The sequence below is a fragment of the Rhodococcus sp. NPDC003322 genome (assembly GCF_053589555.1).
The window spans coordinates 1,318,857-1,338,615 of sequence record NZ_JBSFSC010000001.1 but is presented as its reverse complement, the minus strand read 5'-3'; the positions used below and the strand labels follow the sequence as shown (position 1 = coordinate 1,338,615).

The following is a 19,759-nucleotide window of genomic DNA, read 5'->3' as shown; positions in this document are numbered from 1 at the left end:
ATGTGTCACCCTGGTAATCGGGTGATCACCGAAATACAGGTCGAGAAAGGTGCAGGCAGGGACGTGGCAACTCGGGACAAGGACACGGCGGGGGACACCACCACCGCTGCCGGCCGGACGCGTCGGCTCGTGATCGTCGAGTCGCCGACCAAGGCCCGCAAAATCGCCCCCTACCTGGGTAAGGACTACGTGGTGGAGGCGTCGGTCGGCCACATCCGCGACCTGCCCCGCGGCGCGGCGGACGTGCCCGCGAAGTACAAGGGCGAGCCCTGGGCACGGCTCGGTGTGAACGTCGACCAGGACTTCGAGCCCCTGTACGTCGTCAGCCCCGACAAGAAGTCGAAGGTCACCGAACTCAAGGGCCTGCTCAAGGACGCCGACGAACTCTTCCTCGCCACCGACCCCGACCGCGAGGGCGAGGCCATCGCCTGGCACCTGCTCGAGACCCTCAAGCCGAAGATTCCGGTCCGCCGGATGGTCTTCCACGAGATCACCAAGCCCGCCATCCTCGCCGCCGCCGAGGACACCCGCGACCTCGACCAGGACCTGGTCGACGCGCAGGAGACCCGCCGCATCCTCGATCGCCTCTACGGCTACGAGGTCAGCCCCGTGCTGTGGAAGAAGGTCATGCCGAAGCTGTCGGCAGGCCGCGTCCAGTCGGTGGCGACCCGTGTCATCGTCCAGCGGGAACGGGAGCGGATGGCCTTCCGCTCGGCCGAGTACTGGGACATCTCCGCCACCCTCGACGCCGGTGCGGACGCCAGCCCGCGCACCTTCGGGGCCAGGCTGGTCGCCGTCGACGGCAACCGGGTCGCAACCGGCCGCGACTTCGGCGCCGACGGCGCACTCAAGTCCACCGGCGTGACCGTGCTCGACGAGTCGGCCGCCCGCACGCTCGCGGAGGCGCTCCACGGCGTGGACCTGACGGTCGCGTCCGCCGAGGACAAGCCGTACAGCCGCAAGCCGTACGCGCCGTTCATGACGTCGACGCTGCAGCAGGAGGCCGCGCGCAAGCTGCGCTTCTCCTCCGAGCGGACCATGCGCACCGCGCAGCGGCTGTACGAGAACGGCCACATCACCTACATGCGTACCGACTCGACCACGCTGTCGGAGTCGGCGATCTCAGCCGCCCGCGCGCAGGCCACCGAGCTGTACGGCGCCGAGTACGTCAGCCCGACGCCGCGGCAGTACACCCGCAAGGTCAAGAACGCGCAGGAGGCCCACGAGGCGATCCGGCCCGCCGGTGACGTGTTCGCGACGCCGGGGCAGCTGCACAGCCAGCTCGGCACCGACGAGTTCAAGCTGTACGAGCTGATCTGGCAGCGCACGGTCGCCTCGCAGATGCAGGACGCTCGCGGCACCACGCTGACGCTGCGCATCACCGGCACGGCGCGTTCGGGCGAGGAGGCCACGTTCTCGGCGTCCGGCCGGACCATCACGTTCCCCGGCTTCCTCAAGGCGTACGTCGAGTCCGTCGACGAGGAGGCCGGCGGGCAGTCCGACGACGCCGAGTCCCGGCTGCCGGTCCTCGTCGCGGGGCAGGGCGTCACGGCCTCGAAGCTGGACCCGGACGGGCACACCACCAATCCGCCGGCACGGTTCACCGAGGCCAGCCTGATCAAGACCCTCGAAGAACTCGGTATCGGCCGGCCGTCGACCTACGCGTCGATCATCAAGACGATCCTCGATCGCGGGTACGTCTACAAGCGCGGCAGCGCGCTGGTGCCCTCGTGGGTGGCGTTCGCCGTCATCGGTTTGCTCGAGGCGCACTTCGGCCGGCTCGTCGACTTCGACTTCACCGCCGCGATGGAGGACGATCTCGACGAGATCGCAGGCGGCCGCGAGCAGCGCGGAAACTGGTTGTCCGGCTTCTACTTCGGCGGCGACGAGGGGCCGGAGGGTTCGGTCGCCCGGGCCGGCGGACTGAAGAAGATGGTCGGCGAGAACCTCGAGGGAATCGATGCCCGCGAGGTGAACTCGATCCGGCTGTTCGACGACGCCGAGGGCCGCGAGGTGCACGTGCGGGTCGGCCGATTCGGTCCGTACCTGGAGCGGATGGTCGTCAATCCCGACGACCCGGAAGGGGACCTGGTCTCGCAGCGGGCGAACCTCCCCGACGACCTGCCGCCGGACGAGCTCACCCCGGAGTACGCGGAGAAGCTGTTCGCGACCCCGCAGGACGGCCGTCGCCTCGGCACCGACCCGCTCACCGGGAACGTGATCGTCGCCAAGGAAGGACGATTCGGCCCCTACGTCACCGAGCTGCTGCCCGAGCCGGAGCCCGAACCGACGCCGGACATCGTTCCGGTGCCCGTGGCCGGCGCGGACGCGGACGGCGCGGTCGCAACGAAGGCCCCGGCCAAGAAGGCTCCCGCGAAGAAGGCGGCCAAGAAGGCCGCCGGGCCGAAGCCGCGGACCGGCTCGCTGCTCAAGTCGATGGACGTCGCGACCGTGACGCTCGAGGACGCACTGCGCCTGCTGTCGCTGCCGCGGGTGGTCGGCGTCGATCCGGAGTCGAAGGAAGAGATCACCGCGCAGAACGGTCGCTACGGCCCGTATCTGAAGAAGGGCACCGACTCCCGGTCGTTGGCGAACGAGGAGCAGATGTTCACCGTCACCCTCGAGGAGGCGCTGAAGATCTACGCCGAGCCGAAGCGGCGCGGCCGGCAGGGTGCCGCGCAGCCGCCGCTGCGCGAACTCGGGAACGATCCGGTGACCGAGAAGCCGATGGTGATCAAGGACGGCCGCTTCGGCCCCTACGTCACCGACGGCGAGACCAACGCCAGCCTGCGCAAGGGTGACGAGGTCGAGACCATCACCGACGAGCGCGCCGCGGAACTGCTGGCGGACAGGCGGGCTCGCGGCCCGGTGAAGAAGAAGGCGGCCGCGAAGAAGGCCCCGGCGAAGAAGGCTCCGGCGAAGAAGGCGGCCGCGAAGAAGGCCCCGGCGAAGAAGGCGGCCAAGAAGGCGCCCGCGAAGAAGCCGGCCGCCGAGGACTGACGCGCCGGGAGTGGCGGTGTACCGGGAACTGTCGGTCGCGTTGCCCGGCACCGTCGCCTGGACGGTGGAGCGGGTCGGCAGGGACGGCACGCTGGTGCTCCCGGACGGGTGCATGGACGTGATCTGGCACGACGGCGGCTTCCTCGTCGCCGGTCCCGACACCCGCGCTCACCGCACCACGGCGGCGGGCCCGCGGGCGATCGGGCTGCGCTTCGCCCCCGGACTGGGCCCCCGCGTACTCGGGATCGCGGCGAACGAACTGCGCGACACCAGGATTGCGCTGTCGGACGTGTGGTCCGGTGCGGCGGTGCGGCGGTTGGCCGGGGACGCGGAGACCGATCCGCTCGGCGCCCTCACCGCCGAGGTGCGGCGCCGCCTCGACACACCCGACCTGCCGGTCGAGACGGCGATCGCGGCGCGGCTCGCCGCCGGTGCCACGGTCGCCGAGGTCTCCGCCGAACTCGGCTGGAGCCCCCGGAAGCTGCACCGGAAGTCGCTGTCCGCGTTCGGGTACGGGCCCAAGACCCTCGCCCGGGTGCTGCGATTCGACCGGGCGCTGTCGGCGGCGCGGGCGGGGGACGCCTTCGCCCGGGTCGCCGCCGACGGCGGCTACGCCGACCAGGCGCACCTGGCCCGCGAGATGCGGGCCCTGGCCGGAAAACCGTTGACGGAACTGCTCGCTCAGCCGGGCAGTGCCGCAAACAGATCGACGTGGTTGCCGTCCGGGTCGGTCAGCGTGGCGTAGCGCTGCCCCCAGAAGGCGTCGAACGGCGCGAGGGTCGACGTCCCGCCGACGGTGAGCAGCTCGGTGTACATCGCGTCAACGTCGCCGGGGGTACCGCAGTCGAAGGCCAGTGACGGCCCGCCGCCCGCGGCTGCGTGCACGTAGTCGGGGTCGAAGGAGCGGATCGTCTCGACGGTGTCGAACGCGAGCCGCAGTCCGCCGGGCAACGGCACCTCCACGTGCGGCTGCCCGGCCGCGTCCGCGGGCAGATCCAGGCCGAGGCGACGGTAGAAATCGAAGCTGCGGGTCAGATCGGCGGAGACGAGACCGATCACGGCGATGTGTGCTGTCATCCCTCGACGGTAGGGGTGGCCGGCCGTCGCGTCTTGAACGTTTCGGACGCCCCCCACGGTTCGGACGTGCGCCCCCGTGCCGCTGGCTCACCCGAGGTCGGTCCCGGTCGATAGGGTGGTGCGCATGGCAGGAGTGTTCGATCGACTGGTCGGCCAGCAGGATGTCGAGGTCGAACTGATCGCTGCCGCGACGGCGGCGCGCGGCGGGGCGGAGGCGGCCGGATCGCTCATGACGCATTCCTGGTTGTTCACCGGCCCGCCCGGGTCGGGGCGCTCGGTCGGCGCGCTGTGCTTCGCGGCCGCGCTGCAGTGCACCAGCGACGAGGAGCCCGGCTGCGGGCGGTGCCACGCGTGCACCACCGTCCTCGCGGGTACCCACGGCGACGTGCGGCGAGTGATCCCCGAGGGGCTGAGCATCAGCGTCAAGGAGATGCGCGAGATCGTGCAGACCGCCGCCCGTCGGCCCAGCACCGGGCGTTGGCAGGTGATGATCATCGAAGACGCCGACCGGCTCACCGAAGGCGCGGCGAACGCGCTGCTGAAGGTGGTGGAGGAGCCGCCGGAGCGGACCGTGTTCCTGCTCTGCGCGCCTTCCGTGGACCCGGAGGACATCTCGGTGACACTGCGGTCCCGGTGCCGGCACGTGGGACTGGTGACGCCGTCCGTCGAGTCGATCGCCGCGGTGCTTCGCGAGAGCGACGGACTCGACGAGCAGACCGCGCTGGATGCGGCCAGGATCAGCGGCGGCCACGTGGGCCGGGCCCGGCGACTGGCCACCGATGACGCGGCCCGCCGCCGCCGAGACCAGGGGCTGGCGCTCGCGTCCGCCGCGACACGCTGGTCGACCCGGTACTCCGTCGCCGAGGAACTGGTCCGGGAGCTCGACGTGGAGGCCAAGGAACTCAACGCCGAGATCAACGAGCGCGAGACCGACGAACTGCGGACCGCGCTCGGCGCCGGTGGTACCGGCAAGGGCGCGGCCGGTGCCCTGCGCGGCTCGGCGGGGGTGCTCAAGGACCTCGAGCGGCGGCAGAAGTCGCGCGAGACCCGGATGAAACGCGACGGCCTCGACCGCGCGCTCATCGACCTGGCCGGCCTGTATCGAGACGCGCTCGCCACAGCGCTCGGGTCCACCGCGACGCTGAACCATCCGGATCGGGCGGAGCAGGTCCAGAAGATGGCCGCCGTCGGCAGCCCCGAGGCGCTGCTGAAGTGCGTCGAGGCGGTCCTCGACTGCCGTGAGGCGCTCGACACGAACGTGAAACCCCAGTTCGCAGTGGCCGCGATGATGGCGAGACTGGGCGCCGAGCTGGGATAGCGGACCCGATTTTCGTGTTTCGGGGGAGAGCCGCTAGACTTCCGCTTGCTCGGTTGCGAGACCGGGCGCGCTGCCTTAGCTCAGTCGGTAGAGCATTTCACTCGTAATGAAAAGGTCGAGAGTTCGATTCTCTCAGGCAGCTCGGCGAAGCCCCAGGTGAGAGCACGATTCACCTGGGGCTTCTTCGTGCTTGCGCGTCGGGTGAGGGGCACGAAACCCCAGGTCGGGAACCGTCGGAGCACCTCCCATTCGAGGCTTCTGGTTGGCGACCTCGACGACTCTGCCTAGCTGCCGAAGAGCGGCCCGAGGCTGCCGAATGGTGACGGTGGCGGTACGTCGCGGTCGCGATGCCACTGCCAGTCACCATTGCCGTGATCTCGGTGCTCCCAGTGGCCGTTGCCGTTGTCGCAGTTACCCCACTCCCAGTTCCCACGGTTCTGCTGCCACTGCCACGGCCCGTTGTGGTCGCAGTCCTGCTGCCACGGATGGTCGACCATCGCAGCGGGCTCCGCGATTGCGGGAGCAGCCGCCAGGCCGAGTGGGAGCGCTGTCATCACGGCGATTACGGCGGCCCTGATCTGCAGCCTGCGTGACCTTGGGGTTGTTGATGTGTTGCTCATGGCTTGTTCCGATCCGAGATCGGTCATCGCAGGCCCGTCGAGCTCGGCGGTCGTCACCTGGCGGGCAGGCCCGTGACCGATGTTGTGCGACCGAGTTCGCTCACGGCGGACCTGGTCAGATCGATTTTCTCGGTCTGTGATCGATGATAGAAGCCCTGCCTGTGAACCCAGGCAGCTGTGAATCATCGCCCTGCGCATCGGTCCCGCTGATGATCCCGACCACGGCGTGGGCAATGCCGGCTGCGATCGCGAGAGCTCCATTGCCCGTCCTCATGAGGTGCCTGAACAGTGTGGCGATGTCCACCTTTGCATGCCTGAGCGGGCCGGTTCGTCGAGCGGCGCCAGCGGGCCGTGTCGGAACAACAGGAGGTCAAGACCCGATTTGGATTCTCTCGGGCAGCTCACGAAGCCTCGGGTGAGAGCTTGATCCACCTGGGGCTTTCTGTGTTCCGGGGGAGCGGGAGGCGCAAGCCGGGTCGGCATCGGTCGGTTTCGGCTCGCATCGTCGGGCCGGGCGCTGCACCCGACGAGCGCATCGGCGGCTTGCTCGGGTGAAACCTGAAACACAGTGTCGTTCGACACGCTCGTAAATCTGGTTAACTTGTTGATTGCTGAATTATTCTCGACGGCGCCCCGGTCGCATCGAGGCCGCGAGTCTCAGGACAACTCGCGGCAATCTGCGGCCGGGGCAACCCTCGCGTCGTCGCGCGCTGCCATCCCATTCGCTGCCCTTCGGGTTCATTCATGTGTCCGGGCCTGGCGCATCTGCCGCTAATTGTGGACTCGGCGTCCGAACTGGACGGCGGTCCATGAAAACCGGTCGGTTCGGTACTCGCAAGTCACAAAACCTGAGCAATACCATCGCCCCGCGTCGTTGTCGCCCCTCCGCGTAACGGCGTAGGCCCGCCGGCGCCCCCTCAGCCCGGCGGGCCGCCCCTGTGCTGCAACCCGAGGCGGCTATGGCAGAGCTAACCGCTTCCCAGGGGCATCTGTTTCTCCACGGACTCTGTGCCGACCGCCCCACCCCCACAGTGTCCGGCTTCCGCGACACCGTCACGCGGCCACGCCGTCGACCCCATCACCACCTCGCTGATCCCGCGTACGGGTTGTCCACATGGCGTCGAATCCGGAGTTGTCAACAGGTGTGAAAAATCCATTGCTGCAGGTAGGCCGAATGTCGGTGCCTGATTTTCATCCGCCGTCCCCAGGTTTTCCACAGGGTTGGGGAAATCTGTTCAGGGGTTTTGCCGCGGTTGTGCACAGGGGCTGTGCACAACCGCCAACCGCTATCGGGTGATTCGGTCCAGGATCACGGCGTGCACGTGATGTGCCTTCTCGGTACCGCGGAAGTCGGCCTCGAAGGTGTCCGGCCCGGCGGTCAGCGCGACGCTGCTGGAGGAGAAGAACTGGCCGGCCCAGGACTTGTTGCTCAGCAACGAGACCGACCGGATGTTCTTGTACGGGATCGACGTGATCGCGGTGCGCTTGCCGACGAAGCTGCGGTCCTGAATGACCACTCGCAGGTTCGTCAGCCCGAGAAACCCGGTGCCCGCGCCGGTGCAGTCGTAGACCGCGATGACGACCTCGCCCTCGAGTAGGTCCTGCTGGACCTGCTTCAACTGGTCGGCCTTGTCGAATGTCGGTTGGTCCGTCATTCAGGGTTCCTCCCCTTCGGTGTGGGGTTGCCGCGGCCAGAGCGCGCGAACGGCGGCATGCTCGGGCGAAATCTAACCCGTGCACCAGGACCGGACAAGCAACCGTGTCGAGGCGTCGTCGAGATAATCAGGCTAGGTTCTCCAGTAACCCTGTCCTGGACGGAAAGGACGTAGTGCGATGACCGATCCCGACGCCGACCCGAACCGGCCACCGAACCAGCCCCCGCCGCCGGACCAGTCGGGATCTCCGCAGCAGCCGGGTTACCCGCCGCCCCCGCAATCGGGTTATCCGCAGCAGCCGGATTACCCGCAGCAGTCGGGTTACCCGCAGCAGTCGGGCTACCCACAGCAGCCGGGTTACCCACAACAGCCGGGTTACCCACAACAGCCGGGTTACCCACAGCAGCCGGGATATCCACAACAGCCGGGCTATCCGCCCCCGGGTTACCCACAGCAGTACGCGGCGCCGCCGATGCCGGTGTACCCGTATGCCTCGTGGTGGGCGCGCGTCGGCGCGTACCTGTTGGACGGGATCGTCGTCCCGCTCGTCGGCTACATCATCGCGGGCATCGGTGCCTTCATCGCGTTCAAGGACGCCTCGACGACAACCACGACGTACAACGGTGACTTCTACACCGGGACCACCTCCGAGACGACCGGCGTCAGCGGAGTCGGAATCGCGATCATGACCGCCGGCTTCCTGCTCGCGCTGGCTCTTGTGGTGTGGAACATGGTTTTCCGGCAGGGGCGCACCGGGCAGTCGCTGGGCAAGTCGTGGCTGGACATCGCGGTGGTCCGGGAGGCGGACGGGCGACCGCTCGGTGCCGGGATGGCGTTCGTGCGCTGGTTGCTGCTCGGGATCCTCGGTGACCTCTGCTTCCTGAACTTCCTGTGGCCGCTGTGGGATTCGCGGCGCCGCTGCTGGCACGACATGCTCGTCTCGTCGGTGGTGATCCGTACCGCGTGAGCACACAGGTCGGTCCGCGAGAGCGCATGGCCGGGCCCGTCGGGGTCGCGGCCGCGGGGCTCGCGGTCGCGGCACTGCTGTACGTGCGCGACCCCCACCGGCCGGGTGCGTACGGCTTCTGCCCCTTCCACGCGCTGACCGGACTGTGGTGCCCGGGGTGCGGTGGGTTGCGGGCCGTCCACGATCTCACCCACGGTGAGGTATTGGCGTCGCTGTCGAGCAACGTCTTCGTCGCGCCGTTGGTGCTGGTGCTGGTGCTCGCCTGGGGCCGGTGGGTGCGTCGCCGCCGGCGCGGTGAGGACGGGAGGATGATCGTGTTGTCGGCCCGTGCCTCGGTGACGGTGCTGATTGCCCTCGCGGTGTTCACGGTGGTCCGCAACACGCCATGGGGATCGGTGCTCGCGCCGACGTGATCGCAAGGAACCGGACAAAGGAGGCTCGCCCGATGGCCATGCAGATCTTCTCCCTGATCGTGCTCGTAGGTGCACTGGTCATGCTCATCCCGGTGGCTCGCAAGGTGTTCGGCAAGCGCGACGACTGACTCGGCGTCTGCCGACTCGACACCGGCGGCCGGTGGGGTCATGCTCAGGCATGGCCGAAACGCTGCGCGACCGCGTCCGCGAAAAGCTGCTCCGTCAGATCGCGGAGGACGGAGGCTCTCCGTCGGAGGGCGCCGAGGACGACGACCCCCGTCTGGTCGCACTCGACGACGATCTCGCCGCGCTCGATCGGGCCCCGGAGGGGGATCCGGTGATCGAGCAGCTAGCACGCAAGTACTGGGTGCCCTGAGCTGAGAAATTCCACCCCGCCGTCGGGGAACTCGTTCGCGAAGCGTATAAATACATCTTGTGTCTAAGTTGTATTCGGCGTCCGAGCAGGTGTACCGCGAGGTGAAGGAGCGGATCCTGTCCGCATCCCTGCCCGGGGGCGAACTGATCAGCGAGGGCGAGGTCGCCGCCGAGATGGGAACCTCCCGGACCCCGGTCCGGGAAGCGTTCCTTCGGCTCGAGGCCGAAGGATGGATGCGGCTGTACCCGAAGCGCGGTGCGCTGATCGTGCCCGTCGCCGACGGCGAGGCCGAGCACGTGATCTCCGCACGCCGGCTCGTCGAGTCCGACGCCGCCCGGGCCGTGCTCGCCCGTGACGCGGCCGCCCGCACCGCCCTCGTGCGCGCACTGCGGGACAACCTCGACCGGCAGCGTGCCGCCGCGGCGGCCGGCGATGTCGCCGAGTTCAGCGGGCTCGACGCCGACTTCCACGGACTGATCGTGCGTGCAGGCGGGAACCCGTTGCTCGTCACCTTCTACATCGGCCTGCGGGAACGTCAGCGACGGATGACCGCGCGTTCGCTGGCCCGCGATCCGTTGCAGCTGCAGTCCGTCATCGACGACCACGTCCGCCTCGCCGACCTGATCGAGGCCGGCGACGCCGTGGGGTTCGCCGCCGCCGTCGACGTCCACATGCGGCAGGTGCACGGGCTGCCGTTCACCACCGGCGTGGAGGAGGCCCGATGAGCGTCCGGCTCGACACCCGCGCTGCCACGGCGGCATCGTCACGCCGCCGGATCGCGCCGTGGGCGCTGGTCTCGGCGGCGATGTTCGCCGTCGCCTGGGGCGGCAACGAATTCACTCCGCTGCTGGTGATGTACCGGCTCGACCACGGGTACTCGCCGGTCGTCGTGGACGGCTTCCTGTTCGCGTACGTGCTCGGGATCGTGCCCGCCCTGTTGATCGGTGGACCGCTGTCGGACCGGCTCGGCCGGCGCCCCGTCATGCTGCCCGCGCCGTTCGTCGCGGCCGCCGGATCGATCGTGCTTGCCGTCGGCGCCGACAGCGCCGCGCTGCTCGTCGCCGGTCGCGTCCTCAGCGGTGTCGGCCTCGGGCTCGGCATGGCCGTCGGCGGCAGCTGGCTCAAGGAACTGTCGGTGCCGCCGTGGGACGTCAGGGCGGGGGAAGGGTCCGGCGCCCGGCGGGCCGCGATGAGCCTGACCGCCGGGTTCGCGATCGGCGCCGGTGTCGCGGGGGTGCTCGCGCAGTGGGCGCCGTGGCCGAGCGCCCTGGCGTACGTCGTGCACATCGCCCTCGCGGCCGGTGCCGGGGCCGCCCTGGTGGCGGCGCCCGAATCGCGGCCGGCGACCCCGAAGGAGCTGCGGGCCCCGCTACTCGAGGACCTCAGGATCCCCGCCGCGGCGAACCGCCGGTTCTGGCTGGTCGTCGTGCCCGTCGCGCCGTGGGTGTTCGGCGCGGCCAGCTGCGCGTACGCCGTGATGCCGTCGCTGATGGCCGACCACAGCGGTGGGCGCCCGGTCGGGTTCTCCGCACTGCTCTGCGTGGTTGCCCTGGGCTGTGGCTTCGCCATCCAGGCGCTGGGGCGGCGCATCGACACCCCACGCAGTGCCCGCGCGGTGGTGGTGGCGTTGGCGATCCTGGTGGTCGGCATGACGCTCGGCGCCGTCGCCGCGGACCGGCTGACGGTGCCGCTGGCGCTGCTGGCCGCCGCGATCCTCGGCTGTGGCTACGGCATGGCGCTGGTCGCGGGACTGCAGGAGATCCAGCGCATCGCCCGCCCCGACGACCTGGCGGGACTGACCGCGGTCTTCTACTCGATCACCTACATCGGGTTCGCGGTGCCCGCGCTGCTGGCGCTGGTCGTGCAGACCTGGCCCGGAGCGGTCGGCTACCCGGCGCTGTTCCTGATCGGTGCCGCGGTGGCCGCGGTGAGCGTGATTCTGGTGCTCGGCAACAGTCGCGCGCACCTGCCCGCAGGCCGTTTCGATCCCGCGGACCCGGCCTCTCCGGCCTCCTTGGAGATCGGCGTCGGATCGCAATCCGACGGCGACCGGTGACCGGTTCCACGGGCGTACCGTAGCGGCAGGGGTCGGGAGAATGAGAGTGACGCCGCGATGTCGCCCGCAGTCAGGGGCAAGGTTGGGAACCTGCCCCACGAACTGACCAGTTTCGTCGGCCGCCGCCACGAGTTGAGCGAGGCCAAGCGGTTGCTCTCGACCTCTCGGCTGGTGACGTTCACCGGAATCGGCGGGGTCGGCAAGACCCGGCTCGCGTTGCGGCTCGCGGAGGACTCGCGGCGGGCTTTCGCGGACGGCGTGTGGCTGGTCGAGCTGGGACTGTTGTCCTCCCCGGACATGGTCGAGGACAACGTCTCGTCGGCGCTCGGTATGCGCGAGGTGCTGCCGCATCAGCCGTCGTCACTGGCCGAGCACCTCGGCGACCGGCACCTGCTGCTCATTCTCGACAACTGCGAACACCTGGTTGACACGGTCGCGGACCTGGCGGGCTCGTTGCTGCGGAGCTGTCCGGAGCTGCGCATCGTCGCCACCAGCCGGGAACCGCTCGGCGTCGGTGGGGAGGCGGTACTGAGGGTGCCGCCGCTCGGCGTCCCGGATCCGGATCGACCTGCGAAGATTCGTGGCGCCACCCGCTACGAGGCGGTGACGCTGTTCGAGGAGCGGGCCGGCGCGGCGGTGCCGGGCTTCGGGCTGACCGACGAGAACCGCGCAGCGGTGACCCGGATCTGTCAGCGGCTCGACGGACTGCCGTTGCCGATCGAGCTTGCCGCGGCCCGGTTGCGGGCGTTGTCGGCCGACCAGATCTTGCAACGCCTCACCGACCGGTACCGCCTGCTCAACGTCGGGAGCCGGGGTGCGCCGACGAGGCAGCAGACGCTGCGCCTGTGCATCGATTGGAGCCACGAATTGTGCACCCCCCGGGAACGGGAGGTGTGGAGTCGGCTGTCGGTGTTCTCCGGGTGGTTCGAACTCGACGCCGCCGAGGCGATCTGCGGTGACGACCTCGGTCCCGACGAATTGTTCGACCTCATCGCGTCACTGGTGGACAAGTCGATCCTCAACCGCGACGAGGTCGACGGGGTGGTCGGCTACCGGATGCTGGAAACCTTGCGTGACTACGGCCGCGAGAGGTTGCGTGAGACCGGGGACGACGCGCGGCTGTCCCGTCGGCACCGGGACTGGTACGAGGCGCTGGTGCTGCGGGCCGAGGCCGAGTGGCTCGGGCCGCGCCAGCTCGGCTGGCTGGCCCGCCTGCATCGCGAGCGGCCGAACATGCGAGCGGCGATGCGCTACTGTCTCGCCGCGCCGGAGGAGGCGGAGTCCGGGCTGCGGATCGCTACCGCGATGAGCCCCTACTGCCTGTCTCGGGGACAGATCAAGGAGGGGCGGCACTGGCTCGACCTGGCCCTCGACCACCAGGGCGGCGCGCCCACCGTCACACGGGCCAAGGCGCTCTGCGCGGACGTCATCCTGGCAGGCAACCAGGGGGATGTGATCGCGGGGCAGGCTCGGGTCGCGGAGGCCCGCACCGTCGTCGCCCGGCTCGACGATCCACGTCTGGACGCGCTGCTCGCCCACGCCGACGGCTATCTGTGCGTGTTCGCGGGTGATCTGCCGCGGGCCCTCGACCTCTTCGACCGCGCGCTGGCGTATTTCTCTGTGGACGTGGACCCGCTGCGGCACGTGTCGTCGCTGCTCGGCATCGCGCTTGCCCAGGCCCTTCTGGGTGACTTCGAGCGTGCCGCCGCGTCCCAGGAGGCGGCGCTGGTGGTCACACAGGCCACTGGGGAAACCCTGTACCGGTCCTACTCGTTGTGCATCCTCGGACTCGCGCTGGTGCGGACCGACCACGTGCGGGCGCGGGCGCTGCTCGAAGAGGGGCTGCAACTCGACCGGGCGGCGGACGACATCGTCGGGACGGCGATCTCGGTGGAGGCGCTGGCGTGGATCGCCGAGCGGGACAACGACCCGGGCCGGGCCGCGGTTCTGCTCGGTGCGGCCCAGACGCTGTGGCAGGCGGTCGGAAGCAGCGGCGTCACGGTTCCGGCGTTGCAGGGTTTCCACGAGCAGTGCGTGGACCGGACCCGTCGCGCACTCGGGGACCGGGCATTCTCCGTCGCGTTCCGGCGGGGCGCGGAGTCGAGCGTCGAGGACTCCGTCGCCCACGCACTCGGCGAGCTTCCCGTCGATCCGGTGCCGGAGGTGAGCGTCCTGACGCGGCGGGAACGCCAGGTCGCGGACCTCGTCGCGCAGGGCCTGACCAACCGGGCAATCGCCGAGACCCTGGTCATCTCGCGCCGCACCGCCGAGGGGCACGTCGAACACGTCCTGACCAAGCTCGGCTTCGGCTCACGCAGCCAGATCGCCGCCTGGGTGGCCCAACAGAAGTCCGGGGATGGCACGTGACCTGGTGAAACTCCGCCGTCGGGGTGAGTGTCGACGGGGATACGGGTACGGTGGCGCCGAAAAACAGGTATGGCACCGGGTAGTTCGACCGTCGTGCGTCGGGTTGGCACCGGGGATGGTGGTGATTGACAGTTCCAGCGCTTAAAGCCGAGGTACGTCCGATGCTCGAACACCCGCTTCCGCCGGTCGAGACTGCGTTGATGATCCGCAGCTGCGACGACTGTACGACCCTCCTCGCCCCCGATACCGCGACGTGTTCGCACTGCGGGTGCACCGACCTGACCTGGGTGCCCTCCTGCGGCGCCGGGTCGATCGTCTCCTGCACCGTCGTCCACTGCGCGACGCGACGCGACGTGCCCATCGGCTACGTCGAGTGCACCATCGCGATCGTCGAACTCGACGACGGCCCGTGGACCTACGCGTGGATCGAGGGCGTGCCGCCGGATCGCTCCGCCGAACCGGTCCGGGTCCGCTTCGCGCACGAGGAACCCGGCGAGCGCTACCCCTACTTCGTTCGCGCGGCGTAGCCGCACCGTCGGTGAACCTCACCCCGGATGGGGCGGAATTCACTCACAGTGGCGGCAGCTTCCTGTCGAACAGCCAGCGGTCCCACAGCGGGCGCAACGACCGGTCGGTGAAGTGCGCGGCGAGGTCGGTGAACTCCTCGGTGGTGACGCTGCCGTGCCGATGTTTGGCGGTCCACTGCCGGAGCAGGTCGAAGAAGTTGTCGTCGCCGAGTTCGGTGCGCAGCGCGTGCAGTGTCAACGCGCCCCGCTTGTAGACCCGGTCGTCGAACATCAGCGCCGGACCGGGGTCGCCGAGGGTCAGGTCGTACGGCAGCCCCGATTGGATCCTGTGCACCTGTGCCGCGATCTCCTGTGCGGACGGCCCGTCGGAGTTCTCCGACCACAACCATTCCGCGTAGCAGGCGAAACCCTCGTGCAGCCAGATGTCCCGCCACGCCGCGAGGGTGAGGCTGTTGCCGAACCACTGGTGCGCGAGTTCGTGCGCGACGAGCCGCTCGGACCCGCGCCGTCCGTCGCAGTGGTTCGCACCGAAAACCGAAATTCCCTGTGCCTCAATGGGGATTTCCAGTTCATCGTCGGTCACGACGACGGTGTAGTCGGCGAACGGGTACGGGCCGAACAGATCGATGAAGGTCTCCATCATCTTCGGCTGGCGGCCGAAGTCGTGGTCGAAGGGTGTGCGCAGGCGCTGCGGCAGCACCGCGTACATCGGGACGGGGACGGTGTCCGCCACCCGCCTGCGCTGGTACGGCCCGATCTGGATGGTCGCCAGGTAACTCGCCATCGGCTCGCTCTGCTCGTACACCCAGGTGGTCTGGCTGGCGCGGGTCTGCTTGCGCGCCAGAACCCCGTTCGCGACCACGTAGTACGGCGAGTCGGTCGTGATCGCGATCCGGTAGCTGGCCTTGGAACTCGGGTGGTCGTCGCACGGGAACCACGACGCCGCACCGTTCGGTTGGCTCGCCACGATCGCGCCCTCGGTCAGTTCCTCCCACCCGACCTCGCCCCACGGCCCGCGGACCGGTTTCGGCGTACCGGCGTACTGCACGGTCACCGACAGGGCGCCGCCGGCCGGGATCTTCTGCGTGGGCGTGACGGTCAGCTTGCCGCGCTGGTGGGTGTACTTCGCTGCGCGGGAACCGTTCACGGACACCTTCGACACGGCGAGCGCCTGTGACAGGTCGAAGGCGAACTTGCCGCGTGTGTCCGTGGCGGCGGCGGTGATCGTCGCCTTCCCGGCCAGTCGGTTGCTGGCGACCTTGTACGTCAGCTCGAGGTCGTACCGCGACACGCGGTACCCGCGGTTGCCGACGTCGGGCAGGTAGGGGTCGATCGGCTGCTCGTAAAACTTGCCCGGTTTGACCATGTGCCGCAACCCCTTCAGTTCCATGGGCCGATCGGGTTGCCCTGCCAGCGGGTGTTCGGCGGCACCACGTCGCCACGCATCACCAGCGACGCCGGTCCGACGGTGGCGCCGTCGCCGATACCGGATGCGGGCAGTGCGACGCAGTGCGGACCGAGTGTCGCGCCTGCGCCGAGGGTGACGGTGTCCATGGCCATGATCCGATCATGGAACAGGTGGGTCTGCACAACGCAGCCGCGTTCGACGGTGGCGCCGTCGGCGAGGGTCACCAGATCGGCTTCGGGCAGCCAGTACGACTCGCACCAGACGCCGCGGCCGATCGACGCGCCCATCCCGCGCAGCCACACGTTCAGCACCGCGGTGCCGGTGGCGGCGCGCGCGAACCAGGGGGCGGCGACGGTCTCGACGAACGCGTCCGACACCTCGTTGCGCCACACGAACGAACTCCACAGCGGGTGTTCGGTGCGGCCGATCCGGCCGACCGTCACCCACTTCGCGACGATCGAGATCAGGCCGGCGACGGCGCCGGCGACCAGCAGCACGATCCCGCTGAGCAGCGCCGCCGCCCAGAACCCGACCGCGCCGGCGAGGGCCTGCAACGCGAACAGCACGCCGAGTCCGATGCCGAACGTGATCATCACCGGCAGCAGCCGGCAGGTCTCGACGACCGCGCGCGCGACCTTGAGCCGGGTGGGCGGCGCGAAGGTGCGTTCGGCGTCGCCGTCGCTGGCCGCGCGCCGCAGCTTCACCGGTGGGCTGCCGAGCCACGACGACCCGGACTTCGCCTTGCTCGGTGCCGCGGACAGCACCGCCACGAGTCCGTTCTTCGGGACCCGTCGACCGGGCCCGGCCATTCCGGAGTTGCCGAGGAAGGCGCGCTTGCCGACCTTCGCCTCCTGGATGTGCAACCAGCCGCCGCCGAGTTCGTAGGACGCGACCATGGTGTCGTCGGCGAGGAACGCCCCGTCCGCGACGGTGGTGAACTTCGGCAGCAGCAGCACCGTCGACGCCTCGACGTTCTTGCCGATCCTCGCGCCGAGCAGCCGCAGCCAGATCGGCGTGAGCAGGCTCGCGTAGAGCGGGAACAGGAAGGTGCGGGCCGAGTCGAGCAGGCGCTCGGTGGCCCACACCTGCCAGCCGACCCGGCTGCGCACCGGGTGGTAGCCCTCGGTGAGGCCGATGCCGAGGGCCCGGACCGCGACCGCGGTCAGTACCGCGAACACGAGCAGCGCCAGCAGCGTCGCGACCGGCAGCCAGGCCAGCGCGCGGGGGATCGCGGCGCCGAGGTCGGTGGCGTCGTGGACACCCCAGCCGATCAGCGCGATACCCGCGGCGAGGGCGACGATCGGCAGTGAGGCGATGAACAGGGACGTCAGGCCGTACACGGGTACCCAGTGGGTGGCGCGGCGGGGACGCTGGGCGGGCCAGGGATGCACGGCCTTGCCGACCTTGACGGCCGGGGAACCGGCCCAGCTCTGCCCGGCCTTGACGCGCCCGATCACCGCGGAACCGGGCGCGATTTCGGCGTTCTTGCCGATCCGGGCGCCGGGCAGCAGCGTCGACCGGGCGCCGACGGCGGCGCCGGCGCCGATCCGGATGCCGCCGATGTGGACGACGTCGCCGTCGATCCAGTGCCCGGATAGGTCCACCTCGGGTTCGACGGAGCAGCCCTCGCCGAGTTCGAGCATCCCGGTCACCGGGGGCAGGGTGTGCAGGTCGACGCCGCGTCCGACCTTCGCGCCGAGCGCGCGGGCGTAGTAGATCATCCACGGCGCCCCGGACAGGTTCGCGGCGCCGCTGGCCTCGGTGAGCCGGTGCGCGACCCACAGTCGCAGGTGTTCGGGTCCGCCGCGCGGGTAGGTGCCCGGTTGCAGACCGCGCAGCAGGACCCGGCAACCGGTGACCGCGATGCCCATCCGGCCCAGCGGGGTGATGAACAGCAGCACCCCGAGCAGCACCCACCACCAGGAGAGGGCCGGCGCCCACGGCACGTCCGTGAACCAGGCGAGCACGTTGTTCACCAGGGCCAGCCAGGTCACCCACTGCAGTCCGGTCAGTGTGGTGAGCGGGACGGTCCACAGGATCTGCCGCCACTGTGCGGAACGGGGGGTCGGCTCGACGTGCCGCGGCTCGGTGACCTCGGCGGGGGCGAGGGAGTCGAGATGCTCGGCGAGCGACCCGAGCCTCGGGTGGTCGTACAGTTCGGCGACGGTGACCTCGGGGAACCGCTCGCGCAGCGCCGTCACCAGTTGTGCCGCCGCCAGCGAGCCGCCGCCGGCGGCGAAGAAGTCGTCGTCGGGGCCGGTGATCTGCGCACCGAGGATCGACGCCCACAGCCCGGCCACCCACCCGGCGGTGCCGTCGAGACCCGCCCCGGTGGCCGCGTCCTCCGGCGCGGCGCCGGGCAGCGGCCACGGCAGCGCCGCCCGATCCACCTTCCCCGAGGTGCGGGTCGGCAGTTCGGGCACCAGTGCGAGCCGAGGCACCAGGGCCGCGGGCAGCTGCTCGGAGAGGTGGGCGCGTGCGGCGGCGAGGTCGAAGTCGGGGTCGGTGCTGGCCAGGTACCCGACGAGGATCGCGTGCCCGGAGGCGGTCGTACGGACCGCGGCGGCGGCACCGGCGACGCCGGGCAGGTTCTGCAGCGCGTTGTCCACCTCGCCGAGTTCGATGCGGCGGCCGCCGATCTTGACCTGGTCGTCGGCGCGGCCCTGGAAGAGCAGGCCGCCCGGTTCGAGCCGCACGAGGTCGCCGCTGCGGTAGGCGCGGTCCCAGCCGAGCGAGGGCATCGGCGCGTACTTCTCGGCGTCCTTCGCGGGGTCCAGGTAGCGGGCGAGTCCGACGCCGCCGATGACCAGTTCGCCGACCCCGCCGGTCTCGACCGGGTTGTCGTCGCCGTCGACGACGGCCAGGTCCCAGCCGTCGAGTGGCAGCCCGATGCGCACCGGAGATTTGCCGTCCATCTGCGCGGCGCAGGCGACGACGGTGGCCTCGGTGGGCCCGTAGGTGTTCCACACCTCGCGGCCGTCGACGGCGAGCCGTTCGGCGAGCTCGGGTGGGCAGGCCTCGCCGCCGAAGATCAGCAGGCGCACCTCTTCGAGGGCCTCGGCGGGCCACAGCGCGGCGAGCGTGGGGACGGTGGAGACGACGGTGACGGCCCGTGACACCAGCCACGGCCCGAGGTCCATGCCGCTGCGCACCAGGGCGCGGGGCGCGGGCACCAGGCAGGCCCCGTGCCGCCAGGCCAGCCACATCTCCTCGCAGGACGCGTCGAACGCGACCGACAGTCCCGCGAGGACGCGGTCGCCGGGGCCGATCGGGTCGTCGGGCAGGAACATCCGCGCTTCGGCGTCGACGAACGCGGCGGCACTGCGGTGACTGACCGCGACCCCCTTCGGGGTGCCGGTGGAACCGGAGGTGAAGATGATCCAGGCGTCGTCGTCGAGGGTCGGCGGGCGCGGCGTGTTCTCGCGGGCCGGGGCGGTGCCGGCCTCGACGCCGCGGCCGGTCAGGATCGCTGCGACCTGCGCCTCCCCGAACACCAGCTCGGCGCGCTCGTCTGGGTCGTCGGCGTCGACCGGCACGTAGGCCGCGCCCGCGGCGAGAACGGACAGGATCGCCGTGTACAGCGACTGCGAGCCCGACGGCATCCGGATGCCCACCCGGTCGCCGGCGCCGACCCCGAGGTCCCCGAGCCACTGCGCGCCCCGCTCGACCTCGTCCCGCAGCTCCGCGTACGTCAGCGTGCTGTCGCCGTCGTCGATCGCGGGTGCGTCGGGATGCGCGTCGGCGGTGGCGGTGAGGATGTCGACGAGGGTGCGGGGCGCGGCGGCGAACGGCGACCGGAGGTACTCGGCCGGGATCTGCTGGAAGCGGTCCGCTGGTGACTGCAGGTGCAACGCCGGGGGTTCCTTCTCTCGTGCTGACTGTTCGCGTCGTTCTCTCACGTCAAGTTTGCGAGAGGGTGAACGGAAAGCCGGGACACGACATGGGAGAAGATTACGCGTCGTCCGGTATTCGTCG

The 19,759-nt window shown here is 70.1% G+C and carries 15 protein-coding genes and 1 tRNA gene; 11 read left to right on the top strand and 5 right to left on the bottom strand.

Translation table 11 applies throughout. The features are described from left to right. Positions 1 to 63 precede the first annotated feature (63 nt). Together topA and ACWDUM_RS06340 are read left to right on the top strand one after the other, a co-directional pair. On the top strand, positions 64 to 3,000 hold the full coding sequence (topA, locus tag ACWDUM_RS06345) for a type I DNA topoisomerase (RefSeq protein ID WP_450133278.1): 2,937 nt from the start codon (positions 64 to 66) through the stop codon (positions 2,998 to 3,000). A gap of 16 nt (positions 3,001 to 3,016) precedes the next feature. Beyond that, complete coding sequence (locus ACWDUM_RS06340) at positions 3,017 to 3,745, top strand: helix-turn-helix domain-containing protein (RefSeq protein WP_450133277.1); 729 nt, start codon at positions 3,017 to 3,019, stop codon at positions 3,743 to 3,745. Here ACWDUM_RS06340 and ACWDUM_RS06335 read toward each other — a convergent pair. Further along, positions 3,682 to 4,077 (bottom strand): VOC family protein, encoded by a 396-nt coding sequence (locus ACWDUM_RS06335; RefSeq protein ID WP_450133276.1) that lies wholly within the window; start codon positions 4,075 to 4,077, stop codon positions 3,682 to 3,684. The two genes, ACWDUM_RS06340 and ACWDUM_RS06335, sit on opposite strands and share 64 nt — an antisense overlap. A gap of 124 nt (positions 4,078 to 4,201) precedes the next feature. Between ACWDUM_RS06335 and ACWDUM_RS06330 the strand changes: the two genes are divergently transcribed. Together ACWDUM_RS06330 and ACWDUM_RS06325 are read left to right on the top strand one after the other, a co-directional pair. After that, positions 4,202 to 5,395, top strand: coding sequence for a DNA polymerase III subunit delta' (locus ACWDUM_RS06330; protein ID WP_450133275.1), 1,194 nt, complete (start codon positions 4,202 to 4,204; stop codon positions 5,393 to 5,395). Between the two features lie 69 nt (positions 5,396 to 5,464). After that, positions 5,465 to 5,537, top strand: a tRNA-Thr gene (locus ACWDUM_RS06325). 142 nt (positions 5,538 to 5,679) lie between these two features. Here the strand turns inward: ACWDUM_RS06325 and ACWDUM_RS06320 are convergent. Both ACWDUM_RS06320 and ACWDUM_RS06315 read right to left on the bottom strand, forming a co-directional pair. Further along, positions 5,680 to 5,949, bottom strand: a complete 270-nt coding sequence (locus ACWDUM_RS06320) for a hypothetical protein (protein ID WP_450112435.1) — start codon at positions 5,947 to 5,949, stop codon at positions 5,680 to 5,682. A 1,352-nt stretch (positions 5,950 to 7,301) separates the two neighbouring features. Continuing rightward, positions 7,302 to 7,670, bottom strand: a complete 369-nt coding sequence (locus ACWDUM_RS06315; RefSeq protein WP_450112434.1) for a PH domain-containing protein — start codon at positions 7,668 to 7,670, stop codon at positions 7,302 to 7,304. Between the two features lie 178 nt (positions 7,671 to 7,848). Between ACWDUM_RS06315 and ACWDUM_RS06310 the strand changes: the two genes are divergently transcribed. The 7 genes from ACWDUM_RS06310 (at position 7,849) to ACWDUM_RS06280 (ending at position 14,376) form a co-directional block, all read left to right on the top strand. Then, complete coding sequence (locus ACWDUM_RS06310; RefSeq protein ID WP_450133274.1) at positions 7,849 to 8,637, top strand: RDD family protein; 789 nt, start codon at positions 7,849 to 7,851, stop codon at positions 8,635 to 8,637. After that, on the top strand, positions 8,634 to 9,050 hold the full coding sequence (locus tag ACWDUM_RS06305; protein WP_450133273.1) for a DUF2752 domain-containing protein: 417 nt from the start codon (positions 8,634 to 8,636) through the stop codon (positions 9,048 to 9,050). The genes ACWDUM_RS06310 and ACWDUM_RS06305 overlap by 4 nt, the downstream gene beginning before the upstream one ends. A 178-nt stretch (positions 9,051 to 9,228) precedes the next feature. Further along, positions 9,229 to 9,426 (top strand): hypothetical protein, encoded by a 198-nt coding sequence (locus ACWDUM_RS06300; protein ID WP_450112431.1) that lies wholly within the window; start codon positions 9,229 to 9,231, stop codon positions 9,424 to 9,426. A 59-nt stretch (positions 9,427 to 9,485) separates the two neighbouring features. Next, a complete protein-coding gene (locus tag ACWDUM_RS06295; protein ID WP_450133272.1) occupies positions 9,486 to 10,151 on the top strand; it encodes a GntR family transcriptional regulator in 666 nt (221 codons plus the stop codon). Between the two features lie 80 nt (positions 10,152 to 10,231). Further along, on the top strand, positions 10,232 to 11,482 hold the full coding sequence (locus ACWDUM_RS06290) for an MFS transporter (RefSeq protein ID WP_450133338.1): 1,251 nt from the start codon (positions 10,232 to 10,234) through the stop codon (positions 11,480 to 11,482). Between the two features lie 57 nt (positions 11,483 to 11,539). After that, positions 11,540 to 13,849 carry an ATP-binding protein gene (locus ACWDUM_RS06285; RefSeq protein ID WP_450133271.1) on the top strand — a complete coding sequence of 770 codons (2,310 nt, stop codon included), beginning with the start codon at positions 11,540 to 11,542 and terminating at the stop codon, positions 13,847 to 13,849. 161 nt (positions 13,850 to 14,010) lie between these two features. Next, complete coding sequence (locus ACWDUM_RS06280) at positions 14,011 to 14,376, top strand: Zn-ribbon domain-containing OB-fold protein (RefSeq protein WP_450112428.1); 366 nt, start codon at positions 14,011 to 14,013, stop codon at positions 14,374 to 14,376. 43 nt (positions 14,377 to 14,419) lie between these two features. Here ACWDUM_RS06280 and ACWDUM_RS06275 read toward each other — a convergent pair whose 3' ends face one another. Together ACWDUM_RS06275 and ACWDUM_RS06270 are read right to left on the bottom strand one after the other, a co-directional pair. Further along, the gene (locus ACWDUM_RS06275; RefSeq protein ID WP_450112427.1) at positions 14,420 to 15,766 is read right to left on the bottom strand and encodes a M1 family metallopeptidase; all 1,347 of its coding nucleotides are present in this window, start codon (positions 15,764 to 15,766) and stop codon (positions 14,420 to 14,422) included. Then, entirely contained in the window at positions 15,757 to 19,635 is a 3,879-nt protein-coding gene (locus ACWDUM_RS06270; protein WP_450133270.1) for a Pls/PosA family non-ribosomal peptide synthetase, read from the bottom strand. Before ACWDUM_RS06270 ends, ACWDUM_RS06275 begins: the two co-directional genes overlap by 10 nt. Between the last annotated feature and the right edge of the window lie 124 nt (positions 19,636 to 19,759).